Annotated in this window: 18 protein-coding genes and 1 pseudogene; 16 read left to right on the forward strand and 3 right to left on the reverse strand. The window is 62.8% G+C overall.

What is annotated here, in order from left to right; translation table 11 throughout:
• Positions 1-432: 432 nt before the first annotated feature.
• Positions 433-3,141, reverse strand: a complete 2,709-nt coding sequence (locus Tel_14725; GenBank protein ID ALP54297.1) for a DNA polymerase I — start codon at positions 3,139-3,141, stop codon at positions 433-435.
• A 108-nt stretch (positions 3,142-3,249) separates the two neighbouring features.
• Here Tel_14725 and Tel_14730 point away from each other — a divergent pair, with 108 nt between their 5' ends.
• The 16 genes and pseudogenes from Tel_14730 to Tel_14805 all read left to right on the forward strand — a co-directional run bounded on the left by Tel_14730 (position 3,250) and on the right by Tel_14805 (position 17,880).
• Complete coding sequence (locus Tel_14730) at positions 3,250-3,975, forward strand: decarboxylase (protein ID ALP54298.1); 726 nt, start codon at positions 3,250-3,252, stop codon at positions 3,973-3,975.
• A gap of 19 nt (positions 3,976-3,994) precedes the next feature.
• Entirely contained in the window at positions 3,995-4,303 is a 309-nt protein-coding gene (locus Tel_14735; protein ID ALP54299.1) for a hypothetical protein, read from the forward strand.
• Between the two features lie 444 nt (positions 4,304-4,747).
• Entirely contained in the window at positions 4,748-5,650 is a 903-nt protein-coding gene (locus tag Tel_14740) for a hypothetical protein (protein ALP54300.1), read from the forward strand.
• A 428-nt stretch (positions 5,651-6,078) separates the two neighbouring features.
• A pseudogene (locus Tel_14745) lies at positions 6,079-7,620 on the forward strand (type II secretion system protein GspD).
• Between the two features lie 64 nt (positions 7,621-7,684).
• A complete protein-coding gene (locus tag Tel_14750) occupies positions 7,685-9,205 on the forward strand; it encodes a type II secretion system protein GspE (protein ALP54301.1) in 1,521 nt (506 codons plus the stop codon).
• Between the two features lie 17 nt (positions 9,206-9,222).
• Positions 9,223-10,440: a type II secretion system protein GspF gene (locus Tel_14755; protein ID ALP54302.1), complete on the forward strand. Its 1,218-nt coding sequence runs from the start codon at positions 9,223-9,225 to the stop codon at positions 10,438-10,440.
• Positions 10,441-10,448: 8 nt separating this feature from the next.
• Positions 10,449-10,883: a type II secretion system protein GspG gene (locus tag Tel_14760; GenBank protein ID ALP54303.1), complete on the forward strand. Its 435-nt coding sequence runs from the start codon at positions 10,449-10,451 to the stop codon at positions 10,881-10,883.
• Positions 10,884-10,889: 6 nt separating this feature from the next.
• Entirely contained in the window at positions 10,890-11,411 is a 522-nt protein-coding gene (locus tag Tel_14765; GenBank protein ALP54304.1) for a hypothetical protein, read from the forward strand.
• Positions 11,408-11,773: a hypothetical protein gene (locus Tel_14770; protein ALP54305.1), complete on the forward strand. Its 366-nt coding sequence runs from the start codon at positions 11,408-11,410 to the stop codon at positions 11,771-11,773. The genes Tel_14765 and Tel_14770 overlap by 4 nt, the downstream gene beginning before the upstream one ends.
• Positions 11,770-12,384 carry a hypothetical protein gene (locus Tel_14775; GenBank protein ID ALP54306.1) on the forward strand — a complete coding sequence of 205 codons (615 nt, stop codon included), beginning with the start codon at positions 11,770-11,772 and terminating at the stop codon, positions 12,382-12,384. The genes Tel_14770 and Tel_14775 overlap by 4 nt, the downstream gene beginning before the upstream one ends.
• The gene (locus Tel_14780; protein ALP54307.1) at positions 12,384-13,319 is read left to right on the forward strand and encodes a hypothetical protein; all 936 of its coding nucleotides are present in this window, start codon (positions 12,384-12,386) and stop codon (positions 13,317-13,319) included. Before Tel_14775 ends, Tel_14780 begins: the two co-directional genes overlap by 1 nt.
• Positions 13,319-14,539 (forward strand): hypothetical protein, encoded by a 1,221-nt coding sequence (locus tag Tel_14785; protein ALP54308.1) that lies wholly within the window; start codon positions 13,319-13,321, stop codon positions 14,537-14,539. The genes Tel_14780 and Tel_14785 overlap by 1 nt, the downstream gene beginning before the upstream one ends.
• On the forward strand, positions 14,536-15,030 hold the full coding sequence (locus Tel_14790; GenBank protein ALP54309.1) for a hypothetical protein: 495 nt from the start codon (positions 14,536-14,538) through the stop codon (positions 15,028-15,030). The genes Tel_14785 and Tel_14790 overlap by 4 nt, the downstream gene beginning before the upstream one ends.
• Positions 15,027-15,773 carry a hypothetical protein gene (locus Tel_14795; GenBank protein ID ALP54310.1) on the forward strand — a complete coding sequence of 249 codons (747 nt, stop codon included), beginning with the start codon at positions 15,027-15,029 and terminating at the stop codon, positions 15,771-15,773. The genes Tel_14790 and Tel_14795 overlap by 4 nt, the downstream gene beginning before the upstream one ends.
• 236 nt (positions 15,774-16,009) lie before the next feature.
• Positions 16,010-16,558: a C4-dicarboxylate ABC transporter permease gene (locus Tel_14800; GenBank protein ALP54890.1), complete on the forward strand. Its 549-nt coding sequence runs from the start codon at positions 16,010-16,012 to the stop codon at positions 16,556-16,558.
• Positions 16,559-16,563: 5 nt separating this feature from the next.
• Positions 16,564-17,880: a C4-dicarboxylate ABC transporter gene (locus tag Tel_14805; GenBank protein ID ALP54891.1), complete on the forward strand. Its 1,317-nt coding sequence runs from the start codon at positions 16,564-16,566 to the stop codon at positions 17,878-17,880.
• On the opposite strand, the gene Tel_14810 is transcribed toward Tel_14805, so the two are convergent.
• Both Tel_14810 and Tel_14815 read right to left on the reverse strand, forming a co-directional pair.
• Positions 17,874-18,383 carry a hypothetical protein gene (locus Tel_14810; protein ID ALP54311.1) on the reverse strand — a complete coding sequence of 170 codons (510 nt, stop codon included), beginning with the start codon at positions 18,381-18,383 and terminating at the stop codon, positions 17,874-17,876. The genes Tel_14805 and Tel_14810 overlap by 7 nt on opposite strands.
• A gap of 228 nt (positions 18,384-18,611) precedes the next feature.
• Positions 18,612-19,694 (reverse strand): ABC transporter substrate-binding protein, encoded by a 1,083-nt coding sequence (locus Tel_14815; protein ID ALP54312.1) that lies wholly within the window; start codon positions 19,692-19,694, stop codon positions 18,612-18,614.
• Between the last annotated feature and the right edge of the window lie 44 nt (positions 19,695-19,738).

Here is a 19,738-nt window from a genome sequence, read left to right on the forward strand (position 1 = left end):
GCGGTGCTGAAATTAAAGTTCAATAGCGGGGCCTTAAAAAAAATACCCCGGCCAATTGGGGGGACCGGGGCGAAGGCTCTGCCGGATATTGGGGGAATGTCCGGCAGTCGTGTCCGCTGAGGGAGGAATTCCAACGGACCCATAACTTCCGTAATTATACAACAATCTTAGAATCAGTCAAAATAATCGCCTTAGTTTGTGTGTATACGGGTATAAAAAAAGCCCCGGAAACTTGGAGGGAGTCCGGGGCATCAAGTCTAAGCCCGGCTTGGGGAAACCGGGTAGAGGGGGCCCCGCTCAGGGAGGGGAGCGGGATTAAGCGCAAAGGGTAGCGCTTACCTATGTAGATCGGCCCGGAATTTAAAAGTTCAAGGGCCGATCTTCTTTTTTTAAGGTAATTTTTTTGGCTTAATCCGCATTTCTCGCCCGCGCTTAATGGGCCTCGTCCCAGTTGGCCCCCACACCGATATCCACCACTAAGGGCACATCCAGTTCGGCGGCGCCGGCCATACAGCGGCGGATGCCGTCCTTGGCTTCCTCTATCTGGCCTGTTTTCACCTCGAACACCAGCTCGTCGTGTACCTGCATGATCATGCGTGCCTCGACCTTGCTGTCGGCCAGCCAGGCGTAGGTCTCGATCATAGAGCGTTTGATGATGTCGGCCGCGCTGCCCTGCATGGGGGCGTTGATGGCGGCGCGCTCGGCGTACTGACGGCGCTGGCCGTTGCGGGAATTGATGTCGGGCAGGTAGAGGCGGCGGCCGAACAGGGTCTCCACGTAGCCCTGGTCGTGGGCTTGGGCACGCATGCGGTCCATAAAGGCCTTCACCCCCGGATAGCGCTCGAAATAGAGATTCACATATTCCTGGGCCGCGCCGCGCGCGATGCCCAGCTGTTTGGCCAGGCCGAAGGCCGACATGCCGTAGATCAGGCCGAAGTTGATGGCCTTGGCGCTGCGGCGCTGGTTGGGCTCCACTTTATCCAGCGGCAGGTTGAAGATCTCGGCGGCGGTGGCGCTGTGGATGTCCTTGTCTTCCTGAAACGCCTTGACCAGCCCTGCGTCGCCGGAGAGGTGGGCCATGATGCGCAGCTCGATCTGGGAATAGTCCGCCGCCAGCAGTTGGCAGCCCTCCGGAGCGATGAAGGCCTGACGGATGCGCCGGCCCTCCTCGCTTCTGATGGGGATATTCTGCAGGTTGGGATCCGAAGAGGACAGCCGCCCGGTGGCCGCCACCGCCTGATGATAGGAGGTATGCACCCGGCCGGTGTCGGGATTGATCTGCAGCGGCAGTTTATCGGTATAGGTGGACTTGAGTTTGCTCATGCCGCGGTGTTCCAGGATCAGACGCGGCAGCTCAAAGTCCAGCGCCAGCTCCTGCAGTACCGCCTCAGCGGTGGAGGGCGCCCCCTTGGGGGTCTTTTGCAGCACCGGCAGTTCCAGTTTGTCGTAGAGAATGGCCTGGATCTGCTTGGGGGAGCCCAGGTTGAAGCGTTCTCCCGCCGCCGTGTGGGCCTGCTGCTCGATCTCGTCCATGCGCCGGGCCAGGGTCTTGCTCTGCTTGGCCAGCATGCCGGTGTCGATGAGCACGCCGCGGCGTTCGATGTCCGACAGTATGGGCACCAGCGGCATTTCGATGGTCTCGAACACCTGTTTCAGGCCGGGCTCTTGTTCCAGCCGTGGCCACAGGGTCTCATGCAGGCGCAGGGTGATGTCGGCATCCTCGGCGGCATAGGGGGCGGCCTGCTCCACGGCGATCTGGTTGAAGGTCAGTTGTTTGGCGCCCTTGCCGGCGATCTGTTCGAAGTGGATGGTCTGATGGCCTAGATAGGCTAAGGCGAGGGAGTCCATGTCGTGGCGCGAGGCGGTGCTGTTGTAGACATAGGATTCCAGCATGGTGTCAAACTGCACGCCGCGCAGGGTGATGCCGTGGTTGGCCAGCACGCTCATGTCGTATTTCAGATTCTGGCCGACTTTTTTCTTGCCGTCGTCTTCCAGCAGCGGTTTGAGTTGATCCAATACCTCATCGCGATCGAGTTGCTCGGGGGCGCCGGGATAGTCGTGGGCCAGGGGTACGTACGCCGCTGTGCCGCTGTTGATGGCGAACGACACGCCGACGATGCGGGCGGCCATGTAGGCCAGATCGGTGGTCTCGGTGTCGAAGGCGAACAGTTCGGCCTTGGCGAGTTTGTTCAGCCATTGATCCAGCTGTTTTTGTGTCAGGAGGGTCTGGTAGTCGGTCACCACGGCGGCGCTTTCGGGCTCGCCTATGCCCTCTGCCTCCGGCGCCCCTTCGTCCAACTGGCGCAGCCAGGTCTTGAACTCCAGCTTCGTATACAGCCGGCGCAAAGCCTTCGTGTCCGGGGTTTGCAGTTTCAGTTGCTCCGGTGTCTGCGCCAACTCTACATCGCATTTGATGGTGGCGAGCTGGCGCGATAAGCGCAGCTGCTCCAGGTTGTCGCGCAGGCTCTCGCCCACCTTGCCCTTGATCTCATCGGCCCGCTCGATGATCGCATCCAGGGAGCCGTACGCCTTGAGCCACTTTACCGCCGTCTTGGGGCCGACCTTGGGCACACCCGGGATGTTGTCCGAGCTGTCGCCCACCAAGGCGAGATAATCGATGATGCACTCCGGCGGGATGCCGAATTTGTCGATCACCCCGTCGTGGTCCAGGCGCGTATTGGTCATGGTGTTGATGAGGCTAATCTTGCGGTCCACCAGCTGGGCCATGTCCTTGTCGCCGGTGGAAATAACGGTATCCAGGCCGTGCGCGGTGGCCTGGCGTGCCAGGGTGCCGATGACGTCGTCCGCCTCCACCCCGTCGATGATCAGCATGGGAATGCCCATGGCCCGCACCAGTTCGTGCAGCGGTTCGATTTGGCTGCGCATGTCGTCCGGCATGGGTGGCCGGTGTGCCTTGTACTGCTCGAATAGCTCGTCGCGGAAGGTTTTGCCCTTGGCGTCGAACACCACTGCCATCAAGTCGGGCTCGTAGTCCTTCAGCAGACGGCGCAGCATATTGGCCACGCCGTAGGCCGCGCCGGTGGGCTGGCCGTCGGCAGTGGTCAGCGGCGGCAGGGCGAAAAAGGCACGATACAGGTAGGAGGATCCGTCGACGAGGATGAGCGGTTTGGGTGTGGTCATAATGAATGCCGGATTTGTCTTCTAAACTGATAGTGAGGTGGGGCAACATTATGCAACACTTCGTCCATCGAGGTGAGAACCCCATTCAGTGACAGCAGGAGGGCCGCAGTGGACGAGCAACAAAAATCCAGTCATCCCGGCATGGCGCAACCCAACGATTCCATGCTGACGCGCGAATCGTGGAAGATTTTTCAGATCATGGCCGAGTTCGTCGAGGGTTTCGAACGCCTGGCGCAGATCAAGCCTTCGGTGAGCATTTTCGGGTCGGCCCGCACGCCGCCCGATCACCCCTATTATACGTTGGGCGAGGAGATCGCCATGGCCCTGTCCGAAGCCGGCTTCAGCGTGGTCAGCGGCGGCGGCCCCGGCATCATGGAGGCGGCCAACAAGGGCGCCTTCGCCGGTAAGTCCCCCAGCATCGGCCTGAATATCGCGTTACCATTTGAACAGATCGCCAATCCCTATCAGGACATCTCGCTCAATTTCCGCCATTTCTTTTCGCGCAAGGTGATGTTCGTCAAATACGCCTCGGCCTATGTGGTGCTGCCCGGCGGCTTCGGCACCCTGGACGAACTGGCCGAGATCCTGACCCTGGTGCAGACCAAGAAGACACGCCGCATTCCCATCATCCTGGTGCACAAACCTTTTTGGCAGGGCTTGTTGCAATGGTTCGAGCACACCCTGGTCAAGGAGAAGGTGATTGCGGCGAAGGACATGCAGTTGATACAACTGGTGGATTCGCCTAACGAGGTGGTAGATGCTATCTTTAGCCACTACGAAACGCGCAGGTTCGAGCCGTCGCCGGAGGAAAAAGAACGGCTGATGGATCTGTAAGGACGAGACGAACGGATTGATGCAAACCCGATATTTATTGGCCCTGTGGACGTTATTGTCGGCCCCCGCGCTGCTGGCCCAAGCGCCGCAAGAGGGCGCGTCGCCCCTGGATCAGGCCATGGAGCCGGAGGTGGTCATCACCCCCACGGAACAGGGCCGGGTCAAGGAATATCGCGTCAATGGCCAGCTCTACATGATCGAAATCGTGCCCACCAAGGGCGCCCCCTATTATCTGATCGATACGGACGGTGACGGACTGCTGGACAACCGCCAGAATCACCTTGAACCCGATCTGACCATTCCGCGCTGGCCCGTCTTGCGCTGGTAGACGTTTCGCTTCACCGTTGATGCCACCGAGCCGGGCGCTATTCCGGTATCGGTGCGGCATTGTTGATGGTGACAAAAACAAACAGAATAATCCTTGCTTAGACGTCTTTTTGTAAAGAATTGCCAATAAAATGCGCTAACCTATTGTTGGCGCTGGGTTGTTTTTCAGTTATGCACAAAATCTGTGGATAAGTGTGTGGAAAGTTTGTCATAAACAGAGATAGATGCCGCCATAAGGGCGCCATCCCAGGATTGGTCAAAATGTGCCCAGGCGTTTATAGATATAAAAATCAATGAGTTGTGGAGTTCAATCAAACGCCGTGGACGATCAGGGTAACCGTTTAACAGGCAATCGCTGTAGCCGTTCGATGGTGTGCATAAGTGATGCCGCACGCCTGTGCGCAGCGCCGCCCGGGCTGGCCGACAAAAAAGGATTGTTGTAATCGTGGTCGCCATCAGCGGGAAGGATTTGCTCATGTTGTGCCGCCAGCCGGGTGCGCGCCTGCGCGTCCTGGTGCATGTGCTGCTGATCCTGATGTTGTGCTACAGCCTGGCCCAGCTGACCTGGCGCCTCTGGCCCGAACCGCAATTGCCGGCCTTGTTGCCGACGCCGGGGCAGAGTGTCGCCGTTGCCGGCGGCGCTAGCGACAGCGGGCTGGCGCGTCAGATTCCCCAGTGGCACCTGTTCGGCGAGGTGGCGCGTGAGGTGGTGGCGCCCAAGCCGGTGGATTTGCCGGAGACCAATCTCAAACTTACCCTGCGGGGTCTGATTGCCTCCACCGATCCGCGCGAGGCGCGCGCCATCGTCGCCGACGCGTCCGGTAAAGAGAATTTTTACCGCATCGGCGACCAGCTGCCGGGCAATGCCGAGCTGGATGAGATCCATGTCGACCGCATCGTGATCAAGCGCGGCGGGCGCTATGAAACCCTCAAGCTGCCCAAAGAGTCATTGAACATGGGTGTCACAGCGCCGGCCCGGGCGGCGGACCCTGCCGCCGGTGTCGGTGGCAGGACGCCGGCCGTGGCGCCGCGGCGTTCATACTCGCTGCGTGAGTACCGTGATACTTTATTAAATGATCCCCAGCAGGTGGCCGATCTGGTGCGTATCAACCCGGCCTATGACAACGGCAAGTTTGCCGGCTACAAACTACAAGCCGGCCGTGACGCCAGTTTTCTGGCCCGTTACGGTCTGCGGCCGGGAGATGTGGTGACCGCGGTAAACGGCGTGGCGCTGGACAGTCCCGCCAAGGGCTTCGGTTTAATGAAGGATTTGGCCAACGCTGATACCCTCGACCTGGTGGTGGAGCGCGACGGCATTAAGCAACGCTTCGCCCTGCCAATGAATTAGGGGCGAGTAGGAAAATAATGGAATCAAGTCAAATGAATTGCAGGCCAAACGCCACGCATGTCCGGCACCGCGGGTGGTGGCTGGCGGCCTTGTTGGTATTCAGCAGCCTGTGGCTGGGCGCCGCCCAGGCCCAGCAGTCCAGCATCACCTTTAATCTCAAGGATGCCGAGCTGGAAACCGTCATCGCCACCGTGGCCGAGTTCACCGGCAGGAATTTCATTATCGATCCGCGCGTCAAGGGCAAGGTCACGGTCATTTCATCCAAGCCCATGAATGCCAATGAGGTGTATCAGACCTTCCTCTCCCTGCTCGAAGTCCATAACTTCTCCGCCGTGCCGGTGGGCAACGTGATCAAGATCGTGCCCTCGGTGAACGCCAAGCAGATGGGCGGCGCCGAGCGGCTGCGCGGCCAGGCCGAGGGCGACGAAATCGTCACCCGCGTCATCGATGTGAAAAATGTCTCCGCCGCCCAGCTGGTGCCCATCCTGCGGCCCTTGGTGCCCCAGCACGGCCACATGGCCGCCTATGCCCCCACCAACGTGCTCATCGTCTCCGACGCCGCCGCCAACGTCGACCGCCTGCTGAGCATCATCAACCGCATCGATGTGGCCAGCGCCTCCGATCTGGAGGTGATGGCGCTCAAGCACGCCTCGGCCACCGAGGTGGTGCGCATTCTGGAAAACCTGCGTCAGCAGGGTAAGCGTACGGATCCCAATCAGCAGTCCGGCGCCGCCGTGCTGGTGGCCGACGAGCGCACCAACAGTATCCTCATCAGCGGTGATAAGTCGGAGCGGCTCAACATCCGCGCCATTATCAGCCATCTGGACACGCCGTTGGAGACCACCGGCAACACCCATGTCATCTATCTGCGTTACGCCAAGGCCAAGGATCTGGTGCCGGTGCTGACCGGCCTGGGCGAGAGCTTCGAGAAGGAGCAGCAGGGCGGCGGTAAGGCGCCGGCGCCGACAATGCGTTCGCCCATTACCATCCAAGCCCACGAATCCACCAACGCCCTGGTGATCACCGCGCCGCCGGACCTGCTGCGCTCGCTCAAGGGGGTCATCAAGCAGCTCGACGTGCGTCGCGCCCAGGTGCTGGTGGAGGCGGTCATTGCCGAGGTCACCGAGAACAAGACCGCCGAATTGGGGGTGAGCTGGTTTGTCGACGGTTCGGGAGACGGCAAGGGACCCATCGCCGGCACCAGCTTCACCGAATTCAATGCCACCGCGGTCGGGCTTGGACTGCGCAGCGGCAACATCACCTCGCCGACCCCGCCACTGAGTTTTCTCGGGGTGGGGCGAATCAACAGCGGCAGCACCGATTTCGTCGGTTTGATCAAGGCCTTGCAGGGCGATAGCCGCGCCAACGTGTTGTCCAAGCCCACCATCCTGACCCTGGATAATGAGGAGGCCGAGATCGTGGTGGGCCAGAATGTCCCCTTTCGTACCGGCAGCTACACCAGCACCGGTGACGGCAGCACGCCCAACAATCCCTTCACCACCATCGAGCGCAAGGACGTGGGCGTGACCCTCAAGGTCAAACCCCAGATCAATGAGGGCGATGCGGTCAAGCTCGACATCGAACAGAATGTGGACAGTGTCGCCCCGTCGACCGAGGGCGCCTCCGACCTCATCACCAATAAACGCTCCATCCGCACCTCGGTGCTGGTGGATGACGGCGGTACCATCGTCCTTGGCGGCCTGGTTCAGGACGACGTCAACGAGTCGGAACAAAAGGTGCCCCTGCTCGGCGACATCCCCTTCCTGGGGGCCCTGTTCCGCAATAAGTCTTCGGAAAAGGTGAAGAACAACCTGCTGGTGTTCATCCGTCCCACCATCGTGCGTGACGCCGCCGTGGCCGGCAATATCACCTCCAGCAAATACGACTACGTACGCGCCGAGCAGCTCAAGTTTCAGCGCCAGGGCGTGATGATGTTGGACGAGAGCGAGGTGCCGGTGTTGCCCGAATTCCTGGAACTGCCGCCGGCCTACGAGCCCCTTCCGGCCGGCACCGAAAGCGGTCGATTGAACGACGATGCTGACTGACACCCAGCCTGCCGACACCCCCGCCGATGCCGCAACGCCGCGCAAACGACTCAGCTTCGGGTTTGCCAAGCGCCACGGTGCCCTGCTCAAGGCCCTGACGCCGGACGCCGCCCAACTGCAATGCCGCGCCACGATCGCCAGCCGCAGCCTGGCCGAGTTGCGGCGCTATTTCGGCGTGCCCCTGCAATTGGAGGTGATGCCCCCGGAGCAGTTCGAGCGCCTGCTGCAGCAGAGCTATGAAGGCGGCTCCGGCGAGGCCTTCGACATGATGGGCACAATGGGCGAGGAGGACGACCTGTCCAGCATCGCCCAAGAGCTGGACGAGCCCGAAGACCTGCTGGAAAGCGAGGACGACGCCCCCATCATCCGCCTGCTCAACGCCCTGCTCACCCAGGCCATCAAGGAAGGCGCCTCCGATATCCATCTCGATACCTTCGAGGGCCGCATGGCGGTGCGCTTCCGCGTCGACGGCGTGTTGCGCGAGGTGCTGGAGCCCAACCGCCACCTGGCGCCGCTGCTGGTGTCGCGCATCAAGGTCATGGCGCGGCTCGACATCGCCGAAAAGCGCCTGCCGCAAGACGGCCGTATTTCACTGCGTATCGCCGGCCGGCCGGTGGACGTGCGTGTCTCCACCCTGCCGGTGGGCCAGGGTGGCGAGCGTGTGGTGCTGCGCCTGCTCGACAAACAGGCCGGACGCCTGGACCTGGAACACCTGGGCATGGAACAAAACGCCATGCGCCAGCTGGACAAGCTGATCCACCGCCCCCACGGCATCATCCTGGTCACCGGCCCCACCGGCTCGGGCAAGACCACCACCCTGTACGCGGGGCTGGCCCGGCTCAACGACAATCAGCGCAACATCATGACCGTGGAAGACCCTATCGAATACTATATCGACGGCATCTCCCAGACCGCCGTCAACACCAAGGTGAAGATGTCCTTCGCGCGTGGCCTGCGCGCCATCCTGCGCCAGGATCCGGACGTGGTCATGGTGGGCGAGATCCGCGACCTGGAGACCGCCGAGATTGCGGTGCAGGCCTCCCTCACCGGCCACCTGGTGCTCTCCACCCTGCACACCAACACCGCCGTCGGCGCCATGACCCGCTTGCGCGACATGGGGGTGGAGCCCTTCCTGCTCTCCTCCAGCCTGATCGGGGTGCTGGCCCAGCGCTTGGTGCGCCTGCTCTGCCCCCACTGCAAGCAAGCCCACCCGGCCAGCGCCAGCGAATGCGAAAGCTTCGGCTGGGATGCGGCCAATCCGCCCACGCTCTATCGCGCCCAGGGCTGTCCCGAGTGCAAGCAGGTGGGCTATATCGGCCGCACCGGCATCTACGAACTGGTGATCGTCGATGAGCCACTGCAGACCATGATCCACGACGGCGCCAGCGAACAGCAGATGGAGCGCCACGCGCGCCAGACCACCGCCGGCATTCGCGACGACGGCCTGCGCCGCGTGCTGGCCGGCGCGACCTCGCTGGAGGAAGTACTGCGCGTCACCAAAGAAAACTAGGCGCAAGGACACACTAAATGCCCGCCTTCGAATACAAGGCCCTGGACGCCGCCGGCAAGCAGCACAAGGGTGTGCTTGAGGCCGACACCGCGCGCCAGATTCGCCAACAACTGCGCGACAAGGGTTGGATGCCCCTGGGCGTGGACGAGGTGCGCCAGCGTGAGACCCGCCAGCGCCAGTCCTTGACCCTGCTCAGGCGCGGCCTCAACCCCGCCGATCTGGCCCTGATTACGCGTCAGCTTGCCACCCTGGTACGCGCCGGCACCCCCATCGATACGGCCTTGCAGGCGGTGTCGCGCCAGACCGAAAAGCCGCGTTTGAGCAATATGCTGCTGGCGGTGCGCTCCAAGGTGAAAGAAGGCCATCCCCTGGCCGTGGCGTTGGCCGACTTCCCCCATGCCTTTTCCGATCTCTATCGCGCCACCGTCGATGCCGGTGAGCAGTCCGGTCATCTGGACGGCGTGTTGGAGCGCCTGGCCGACTATACCGAGACGCGTCACGCCCTGCGCCAGAAATTCCAGCTGGCGCTGATCTACCCGGTACTCATCGCCGCAGTGGCGGTGATGGTGGTGGTGGGGCTGGTGGCCTATGTGGTGCCCAAAGTGGTGGAGGTGTTTGAGGGTATCGGCCAGGAACTGCCCCTGCTCACGCGCGGTCTTATCGCCCTGAGTGATTTTTTGCAGAACAACGGGTTCCTGCTGCTTGGCAGCCTGGTGACTGCCATAGCGGTCGGCGCCTGGTTGCTGCGCCGCGAGGGACCGAAGCGCCAGTTCCATAAACTGCTGCTGCGGCTACCGCTGATCGCGCGCCTGGTGCGCGGCATGAACACCGCCCGCTTCGCCCGCACCTTCAGCATCCTGGCCAGCAGCGGCGTGCCGGTGCTGGACGCCATGCGCATCTCCGCCGAGGTGGTCACCAACCTGCCCATGAAGAGCGCGGTGGAAGAGGCGGCGCGGCGGGTGCGCGAGGGCACGGCCATCAACAAGGCGCTGGAGCACAGCGGCTATTTTCCGCCCATGACCGTCCATCTCATCGCCAGTGGTGAGGCCAGTGGTAATCTGGACGAGATGCTGGAGCGCTCGGCCTCCGCCCAGGAGCGTGAAATGGAGACCCTGCTCGGGATACTGCTGGGCCTCTTCGAGCCCTTTATGATTCTGTTTATGGGGGGCACAGTGCTGGTGATCGTACTGGCCATCCTGCTACCGATTTTTGATCTCAACCAACTGGTGAAATAGGAACGTTAATGAAACAGAGACGCAAGCAACCGCAACAGCGCGGCTTCACCCTCATCGAGGTGATGGTGGTGGTGGTCATCCTCGGCATCCTGGCGGCCTTCATCGTGCCGCGCCTGATGGACCGCCCCGACGCCGCGCGCATCGCCAAGGCAAAATCTGATATTCGTGCCATCGAGAGCGCCCTGGCGCTCTACCGCCTCGACAACCACAGCTATCCCAGCACCGACCAGGGGCTGGAGGCGCTGGTGGACAAGCCGGCCGATGCCCCGGCCTGGAAGGAAGGCGGCTACCTGGACCGCCTGCCCAAGGATCCCTGGGGCAATGACTACCAGTATCTCAACCCCGGCATCCACGGCACTATCGATGTGTTCACCTACGGCGCCGACCAGGCCGAGGGCGGTGAAGGGCCCAATGCCGACGTCGGTAACTGGACCATCGAATAAGGCCTGATGAGCTCGGGTCGCCGCCAGTGTGATGCGCAACGGGGCTTCACCATCCTCGAATTGCTGGTGGTATTGCTGATCATCGGCATCGTCGTCAGCCTGGCCACCCTGTCGGTGGGCGGCAACGAGACGCGCGTGTTGCGCGACGAGGCCCAGCGCCTCAGCGCGTTGCTGGAGCTGGCGGCGCAGGATGCCATCCTCAACGCCCGCGAACTGGCCCTGGAGGTGGATGAAGAGGCCTATCGCTTCGTGCAATATAACGTCGAGGACGAAACATGGCAGACGCTGGCGGACGATGTCTTCCGGCCGCGCGAACTGCCGCCGGGGATCGAGCTTAACGCCGTCGTCGAAGGCCAGCAGCCGGAAGCGGGCAAGTTCGGCGAGACCGAGGCCACGCGCATTTTTATCCTCTCCAGCGGCGAGATGACCCCGTTTACCCTCACCCTAAAACGTGTAGACGGTCCGAGTTATGAATTGGCAGGCGATATGCTCGGCGGCTTGATATTGGAGGGCCCCCGGGAATCATGAAACAACGTGGTTTCACCTTGCTGGAAGTGCTCATCGCCCTGGCCATTCTGGCCGTGGCCCTGGCAGCGGCCATCAAGGGCATCAGCAGTCATGTGGGCAATATCAGTTATCTGAAGGAGCGCAGCCTGGCCCACTGGGTGGGCATGAACGCCCTCACCGAGTTGCGCGTCAGCGGCCGTTACCCCAGCGCCGGCGAGATCAAGGGCGACGAATCCATGGCCGGGCGCGAATTCAGTTGGGTCATCAAGGTCACCGAGGTGGAGGGCGGCGATGTACGCCGCCTCGACGTGCGCGTGGTGCCGGAGAATGACCCGGAGCGCCCGCTGACCAGCCTTATCGCCTACATCGGCAAGCCGGCATGAGCGTGAATCGGCAACAGGGCTTTACTCTGCTGGAACTGGTGATCGCCATCGGCATTTTCGCCCTCATGTCGGCCATGGCCTACGGCGGCCTCAACAGCGCCCTCAACACCCGCCAGCACGCCGACGCCCAGGCCGACCGCCTGGCCCGGTTGCAAAAGGCCATGCTGATCATGTCTCGCGATGTCGAGCAGGCCATCGGGCGCGAGGTGCGCAATAACTACGGCGACCCGGAGCCACCCCTCAGGGGGGGCGGCTACGGCAGCCTGATCCTGGAATTCAGCCGCAGCGGGCGCGCCAATCCCATGGGGCAACAGCGCAGTCACCTGCAGCGCATCGCTTACCTGGTGGCGGAAGACCGCCTGCTGCGGCAGATGTGGCCGGTGCTGGACCGCGCCGTTGATACGACGCCCTATGAAGGGGTGTTGTTGGAGGAGGTGGAGCAGATGGACATCCGTTTTATGGATGACAATCATGAGTGGCAGCCCCAATGGCCGCCGGCTAGCAGCATTGCTTCCCCGCCTAGTCACCCTGAAATGCCGCGCGCGCTGGAAATCACCATCGACCTGGAAGACTGGGGCCGGGTGCGGCGCGTCTTTGAGGTTACAGGCTGATGCGGCGACAACAGCAAGGCGTCGCCCTGATCACCGCCGTGCTCATCGTCGCCCTGGTGACCGCGGCGGCGGTGGCCATGGCCGCGCGTCAGCAGGTGGACATCCGTCGTTCGGCCAATATTTTCAGCAATGACCAGGCCTACCTGTTCGCCCTGGGGGGGGAAGATTACGCCCGCAACGTATTGCAGTTTGACGCAGACCCCAATAAGGGTGATCCCAATGTGGATCACCTGGGGGAGTTCTGGGCCCAGCCCGCCTCATTTCCCGTGGAGGGGGCCACGCTCAGCGGTTCGGTGAAGGATATGCAGGGGCGCTTCAATCTCAATGCCCTGGTGGACAGTGGCGGTAGGGTAAGTACGGTGAGGCTGGAACAGTTCATACGGCTGTTACAGTTGTTGGATCTGAATCAGGACCTTGCCGACGGAGTGGTGGACTGGATCGACAGCGACAGCACCCCTCAGTTCGGTCCCTTGGGCGCCGAGGATGACTATTACATGCTGCAGGATCCGCCCTATCGCGCCGCCAACACGCTCATGAAAAGCGCCAGCGAGCTGCGCCTGATTCGCGGCGTGGATGACGAGACCTATCAGAAATTGATCCCCCTGGTGACCGCCCTGCCCGTCGCCGACACCGCCATCAACGTTAATACTGCGCCGGCCGAGGTGCTGGCCGCGTTGGTAGGCAGAGGCAGTGTATCGCTTGCCGACGGGGCGGGCATTGTAGAAGAGCGTGAGGGTAAGGAGTTTGCTAGTATTGCGGATTTTAACCATCGAACTGGTAATTCTGTTGATATTAGTATTGCCGATGTTAAAAGCAGTTACTTCCGGGTCGACGCCGTGGCCGAATTCGACCAGACCCGCGCCCGCCTGCACAGCTTGCTGCGGCGCGATGGCGCCAAGGTCGAGGTCTTGATGCGCAGCCGGGGATCGTACTGATGGCCCTATTTATCTATCTCGAATCCGCCGAGCACAGCAGCTGGGTCAAGCTGGGGGCGGACGGGTCTATCGCGGCCAAGGGCCAGGCGCCCCTGGCCGAGATTCCCAGCGGCGGCGAGCGCGTCATCGTGCTGGTGCCCGGCGAGGAGGTACTGCTCACTCAGACCGAAGTGCCGGGCCACAGCCGCCGCCTGCTGGCCCAGGCCGTGCCCTACGCCCTTGAGGAACAGCTGGTCGAAGACGTGGATGATCTGCACTTCGCCCTCGGCGCGGTCGCTGGCGATCGGGTCCAGGTGGCGGTGGTGAGCCGGGCACGCATGGATGCCTGGCTGGGCGAGTTGCATCAGGCCGGTATCGAGGCCGAACGCATGGTCCCCGATGTCCTGGCCCTGCCCCTGCACGACGATGCCTGGCATGTGCTGCGACTCAAGCAGCGGCTGCTGCTGCGCAGCGGTCCCCAGAGCGGCATGGTAATGGATGCTGACAACGCCGCCTTCTGGTTGGCCGCCGTGCTCAAGGAGGCCGAACCTAAGCCCGCTGCCCTGCGCATCCAGGACTTTTCCGACAGCGCAGAACCCCTGTCTGAGTTGGGGGCCGAGTTGGAGCCCGCGTTGGAGGTAGAGCGGCTCGAAGAGCCCGCCGCCGGCCTGCCGGTGGCGGTGCTGGCCAGTGGTTTCGATGCGCAGCAGGCCATCAATCTGCTCCAGGGCCCCTACAGCCGGCGTGAGCGCGTCAGTCGCTACTGGCGCCCCTGGCGCGCCGCGGCGGCGTTGCTGGCGGGCTTTATCGTGGTCCAATTTGCAGCCGGCGTGGTGGAGCGGCAGCAACTCGAAGCGCAACAACAGGCCCTGGATGCCGAGATCGAACAGATCTATCGCCAGGCCTTTCCCGAGGCGCGCAAGGTGGTCAACGCCCGGGTACAGATGGAACGCGCCCTCGCCTCGCTGCGCGGCGGCGGTTCAGCCGAGGGGGGCGGTTTCGCCGAGCTGTTGGCCCAGGCCGGGCGGCAGTTCAACGCCGCGGCCGGCCTCGCCCTGCAGCGCCTCAGTTATAAAGGCGGCCAGCTCGATGTGGCCCTGCTGATCGGCGACCTGCAGCAGCTGGATCAATTGAAACAGCGCCTGGTGGACGAGGCCGGGCTGGAGGTGGAGATCCAATCCGCCAGCGCCCGCGACAATCTGGTTGAGGCGCGCCTGAAAATCAAGGAGGGTGCCTCATGAAGGCCTGGTGGGCGCGTTTGCAGGCCAACGAGCGGCGCATCATGATTGCCGGCGCCGTGGTGCTGGCCCTGGTGGTGCCCTATTTCGGCGTTTGGCTGCCGCTGCAGGACGATATCGCCGCCCTGGAAGAGCAGGTGCGGGAACAGCAGGCGGTGAAACGCTGGATGCAGCAGGCCGCCGCCGAGGTGAAGCAGCTTAGCGCTTCCGGCAGCGCTCCCGCTGAGCGCCCACGCGACGGCCGCTCCTTGCTGGCGGTGGTGGATCAGACCGCCAAGCGCAGCGGCCTGGGCCCGGGATTGAGACGGCTGGAGCCCGAGGGCCAGGCAGCGGTGCGGGTGTGGCTGGAGCAGGTCGCCTTCGATGATATGGCGGCCTGGCTCACCGGCCTGGAGCAGCAAAACGGTCTGGTGGTGGACACCATCACCATCGATCGTCAGGACCTGCCCGGCCAGGTCAACGCCCGCATCACCCTGGCGGCACCGGGCGTATGATGCGCGTCGTCGGCTACATCATGCTGGGCCTGCTGGCCTATGCCGCCTTTCTGGTGGCCACCTTCCCCGCGACTCAGGCCGTCGCCCTGTTGCAGCAACAGCTGCCCAATGTGCGCGCGGCGGGTGTGAGCGGCAGCGCCTGGTCGGGCGAGGCGGCTGTGCTGCAACTCGCGGGGCAGAATCTGAAGCGGGTCGAGTGGCGGGTCAAACCCTGGCGCGTGCTGCTGGGCGAGCTGGAAATCGACCTGCAACTGGACGATGCCGACCTGTCCGGACACGCCGGCATCGCACTGCAACCGGACGGCGGCGTGCGTCTCCATGATGTGGACCTGCGCCTGGCCGCGCCAGAGGTCGCCCGCCTGTTCAATGTTCCGGTGGGGCTCGGCGGGCAGTTCGACCTGCAATTGCAAAGCGCCGTACTCCAGGGCCGGACAATCCAGTCCGCCGAGGGCGTGCTGCGCTGGCAGCGTGCCGCCATCACCGCCCCGCTGCTGCAGCCGCTGGGGGAGTACGTGGCCCGGCTGAACACCACCGCACAGGGCATCCAGGCCCAGATCAAGGATGACGGCGGTCCGCTGCAGCTCGACGGCACGGCGCTGTTGAGCCCGGCCGGGGCCTACAACTTTAACGGCGCCGTGGCGGTACGCGACCCGCAGCAGCAGATGCTGGTGCAGGGCGTGCGCGCCCTGGGGCGGCCCGGCGCCGATGGCCGGGTGGCGTTGCGCTATGCCGGCAGGCTCTAGCCCGCATTTCTCACCACTGTTCGTTGCGAGAGCGCCAAGGCGCTGATTTGACGGGGTGCTCGGAGCGGAAGACGGTGCAGGCGTAGTCGACACTACGTCAAGCTGGCTGGAGTGAGAACGCCCCGTCAAATTAGATGGATTGGCGTTCGCAGTAGGAGAGTGGTGAGAAATGCGGGCTAGGCGGGCGACCTTAATAATTCCCCTGCCCACCCCAAGCCGGTACAATGCCCGGCGTCATGAACCCCCTACTGCAAACCCTGGATAGATTGGCTGCCGCCATCGATTGCCTCAATGAATGGATCGGTCGATTCACTGCCTGGCTGGTGGTGGCGCTGGTGTTGCTGGTTTGTTACGACGTGGCGATGCGCTATCTGTTCCAGGCCGGTTCGGTGGCGCTGCAGGAGTTGGAATGGCATCTGTTCGCCCTGATTTTTCTGCTCGGCGCCGCCTATACCCTCAAGCACGACGCGCATGTGCGCGTCGATGTGCTCTACCAGGCCAATTGGATGACGCCGCGCCGTCGGGCGCTGGTGAATCTGTTCGGCTGTTTGTTCCTGTTGCTGCCGTTTTGCGTCTTGATGGTGCTCAGCTCAGTTCCGTTTGTGGAGCAGTCCTACGGCTGGGGCGAGGCTTCGCCCGATCCCGGCGGCCTGCCTTATCGCTGGTTGCTCAAGGCCATGATCCCTACCGGTTTTGTGTTGCTCGGCTTGCAGGGGTTGGCGCTCGCCATCCGCAGTCTGCAGGCCTTGGCGGCGCCCCCCGACCCTGATTCGGAGCCGCGCTGATGGCGATGGAATATTGGGCCATCGTGATGTTCGCGGTGGCGGTCGTGCTGCTGCTGATCGGCTTTCCGGTGGCCTTCACCCTGGGGGCGGTGGCGATGGGCTTCGGCGGCTATTTCCTCGGTTGGCAGGAATTTCAGTTGCTGCCCATGCGGGTCTGGGGCGTAATGACCAATTTCACCCTGCTGGCCGTGCCCCTGTTCGTCTATATGGGGGTGATGCTGGAACGCTCGGGCCTGGCCGAGGAATTATTGGAGACCATGGGCCAGCTATTCGGCCGTATCCGCGGCGGGCTGGCGGTGTCCATCGTGGCGGTGGGCGCCCTGCTGGCGGCCACCACCGGGGTGGTGGGTGCCACCGTGGTGACCATGGGCATCATCGCCCTGCCCGCCATGCTTAAGCGCGGCTACGACGTGCGCCTGGCCTCGGGCACCATCGCCGCCTCGGGCACCCTGGGCCAGATCATCCCGCCCAGCATTATCTTGATCCTGCTGGGCGATGTCATGGGCGTGCCGGTAGGCGAGCTGTTTGCCGCCGCCGTGGTGCCGGGGCTGCTGTTGGTGGGCGCCTTTATGATTTACATCCTGGTGATCGCCTTTATGCGTCCCAGGCTGGCGCCGTCGGTGGCGCGCGCGGCGGATGGCGCCGGGCTGGGACGCAAGGTGGTGAAGAGTCTGGTGCCGCCGCTGGTGCTGGTGATCGCGGTACTGGGCTCGATCTTTTTCGGCATTGCCTCGCCCACCGAATCGGCGGCGGTGGGGGCGCTCGGCGCCATGATCCTGGCGGCTCTGCACAAGCGTCTGAGTCTGCTAAACCTGCGCCAGGCGGCGCAGCAGACGGCGCGCCTGACGAGCATGGTGTTCCTGATTCTGATCGGCGCCACGGCCTTCGGGCTGGTGTTCCGCTCCATGGGCGGTGATTTCGTGGTGGAGGATTTCATGACAACGCTGCCCGGCGGCGAGTGGGGCTTTATCGCTGTCAGCATGCTGGTGATTTTCGTGCTGGGCTTTTTCCTCGACTTTCTCGAGATCTGCTTCATCGTGGTGCCGATCCTGGCACCCATCGCCGAGCTGATGGGGATCGACCTGTTGTGGTTCGCGGTGCTCATCGCCATGAACCTGCAGACCTCGTTTTTGACCCCACCCTTCGGCTTTTCCCTGTTTTATCTCAAGGCGGCGGCGCCGCCCGAGGTGCGCATCCAGCACATCTACCGCGGCGTGATCCCCTTCGTGCTGATTCAGATTGCGGTATTGGCGGTGTTGCTGCTGTTTCCCGAATCGGTGCGCTGGCTGCCGGATCTGATGAACCAGCTGCAGGGTTACTGAATCACAAAACTGGTGAACAACACATCTTGAATGCCGGTGGGGTATTTATTGCCGTCCGAGTCTTTGGCCTTGGCGTCTGATTTTATGTCGGCGTATTGCAGCAGTGCCGCGCGGATTCGCTCCAGCGCTTGCTGACGTAGTTCGTTACGTTGCTGCAGGCCCAGGACCTCGGACAGATCGCGATGCGCGAACAGCATCAGCAGTGAGTGACGGATGGGTGCGCGGTGATCCTGGATGGCCTCGATGGCGGCGCTGTCCATGGATACCACATCCACCTCCACCTGCATGAAGCGCAGGGCCTGGCCGTCGATGATGTTCACCACAAAGGCGGGCTCGAGAGTGAAGTAATTGGTCTTGCCGTCCGCAATGCTGGCCTCGCCGCCCCCGCCCCCCGCTGCGGCTTGGGCGCCGCCGGCCAGAAGGAGCAATAGCAGAAACGGATACATTGTGGCGCTGAAACGGATTGTGCCCGGCTGCGGGCGCTGGGGGCCGAAAAACTGCATCTGCCGATCTCTCCTGCTTGGACTGCGTGCTGCCGGGCGCTGATAGTCATCGGTATAGGGGACCCGGTGGGGACGTGTATTTCTTAAAGCAATATCGGGGTGCTCAAGCGAGTCTTTAATAGAGATTTTCTATGTAGCTGATGGTCTGATTCGATCCCATCGGCCGATCCGGGTTGCAGGAAGGAACTCAGCGCCGCCGCGCGCCCAGCGCAGCGACGCTTTGGGGCCTTACAGTTTCAAGGCACGGGCGTAGGCCGATTCCGAAATATCGTTCCAGGCGCCGTTGCTCTGGCTGAAGGCCTTATAGGCCTGATAGACCTGGCGGAACTGTTGGTCTTTCTTCGCCTCATCCTCCAGCGCCTCGCCGGCCAGGCGTTTCAGCGCCCGGATCACCTCGGGCGGGAATTCCAGCACCTGGACCTTGTGTTTATTTTTGAGTTCTTGCAAGGCGCGCAGATTCTTGGCCTCGAACTCGGCCAGCATCCAGGCATTGGCGGCGGCTGCGGCGGTTTCGATCATGATCTGATAGTCCTCCGGCAGTTCATTCCAAGCCTTGAGATTGCAGGTCAATTCCAAGACCGGGCCGGGCTCCTGCCAGCCGGGGTAGTAGTAGTATTTGGCGGCGCGATACAGACCCAGGCGCTCATCGTGATAAGGGCCGACCCACTCGGTGGCGTCGATGGTGCCGCGCTCCAGGGCGGTATAGATCTCGCCGCCGGGCAGCAGTACCGGATTGGCGCCGGCCTTGGCCATGACCTTGCCGCCCAGGCCGGGGATGCGCATCTTGAGCCCCTTCAGGTCGTCCATGGTATTGATCTGTTTGCGAAACCAGCCGCCCATCTGCACCCCGGTGTTGCCCATGGGAAACGGCATCAGATTGAAGGGTCGGTAGATGTCACGCCACAGCTTCAAGCCGGCGCCGTCGTAGAGCCAGGCGTTCATGCCCTGGGCGTTCATACCGAAAGGGACGGCGGTGAAGAACTGCGCCGCCGGCACCTTGCCGGCCCAGTAATAGGCCGCGCCGTGGCCCATCTGCACCGTGCCCTGGGATACCGCGTCGAAGGTCTGCAACGGCGGCACCAGTTCGCCGCCGGCGTAGACGCTGATGCGCAGGCGGCGATCGCTCATCAGTTCCAGGTCACGGGCGAATTTTTCCACCCCTTCCTGAAAGATGGGGAAATTGGGCGGCCAGGTGGTCACCAGTTTCCAGTTAAAGCGTTTGCGTGCGGCGATCGCGGGGGCGGCGCCGGCTGTGCCGGCAGCCAACAAGGCGCCGCCGGCGGCCTTTTTGATAAAGTCACGGCGTTTCATGATTTTGGGTTCGCCCTTTTATATGTTTTGCTGGGAAGTCAGGG

Source organism: Candidatus Tenderia electrophaga, assembly GCA_001447805.1.
Lineage (GTDB): Bacteria > Pseudomonadota > Gammaproteobacteria > Tenderiales > Tenderiaceae > Tenderia > Tenderia electrophaga.